We start from the raw sequence: 836 nt of genomic DNA on the forward strand, positions 1-836 counted from the left end.
GCGAAGACATGACCGGTCGCTTCGGCTGCATCCTCGCGGATCCGCCCTGGGCGTTTGAGACGCACAGCGGCGAGACGATGACCCCGCATCGATGTGCCGAAGACCATTACCAGACCATGACGCTGGAGCAGATGGCGGCGCTGCCGGTGGGCGACATCGCGGCGAAGGACTGCGCGCTGTTCATGTGGGTGGTCGGCAGCCACCTGGAGGAATCGTTCGCCCTGGCGCGTGCCTGGGGATTCACGTTCAAGACCGACGCGTTCTACTGGCTCAAGCAGAAGCTGATCGGCGCCAATCAGATAGACCTTTTCACCGGTGACATTGCCGAGCTGCGCATGGGCTTTGGATATTGGACGCGCAAGCAGGTGGAGCCGTGCCTGCTGTTCACGCGGGGCAACCCGGCGCGGCAAGCCAAGGGTGTGCGTCAGGCGATCGTCGAGCCGCGCCGCGAACACAGCCGCAAGCCCGATGCGCAATATGAGCGGATCGAGGCGCTAGTGGCCGGGCCACGCATCGAATTGTTCGCAAGGCAGAAGCGGCCAGGCTGGGAATGCTGGGGCAACCAGACCGACAAGTTCGGAGTCGCCGCGTGAAGCCCCCGATCGTTCCGATGGTGTGCGGCCGTTGCCAGCGGCAGACGCGCGAGGCGCTGACGAAATGGCACCAGCTGTTCGTCTGCCCGACCTGCCTCGACGAGCTCGACACGCCGCTTTCGCCCGTCACGCGCACGATCGCGCTGGACCGGGCGCTGTCCGACCGGCTGCTGCCGATCGCCAGCCAACGCGGGCTGCCGGTGTCGACGCTGGCGACGCGCATTCTGGACATCATCAGCCGCG

At 66.0% G+C, this 836-nt stretch carries 2 protein-coding genes; both read left to right on the forward strand.

The features are described from left to right. The first annotated feature begins 8 nt into the window (after positions 1-8). Entirely contained in the window at positions 9-593 is a 585-nt protein-coding gene (locus tag ACFC3J_RS22740; protein ID WP_375198180.1) for an MT-A70 family methyltransferase, read from the forward strand. Further along, positions 590-836 (forward strand): hypothetical protein (locus ACFC3J_RS22745; RefSeq protein ID WP_375198179.1); only part of this gene is annotated, 247 nt, incomplete at its 3' end. The genes ACFC3J_RS22740 and ACFC3J_RS22745, both read left to right, overlap by 4 nt.

The sequence above is a fragment of the Sphingobium sp. genome (assembly GCF_041987595.1).
Classification (GTDB): Bacteria; Pseudomonadota; Alphaproteobacteria; order Sphingomonadales; family Sphingomonadaceae; genus Sphingobium.

What these genes read in the sequence shown, in the direction of transcription:
- ACFC3J_RS22740 (WP_375198180.1), top strand. Translation starts at nt 9, where the DNA reads ATGACCGGTCGCTTCGGCTGCATCCTCGCGGATCCGCCCTGGGCGTTT.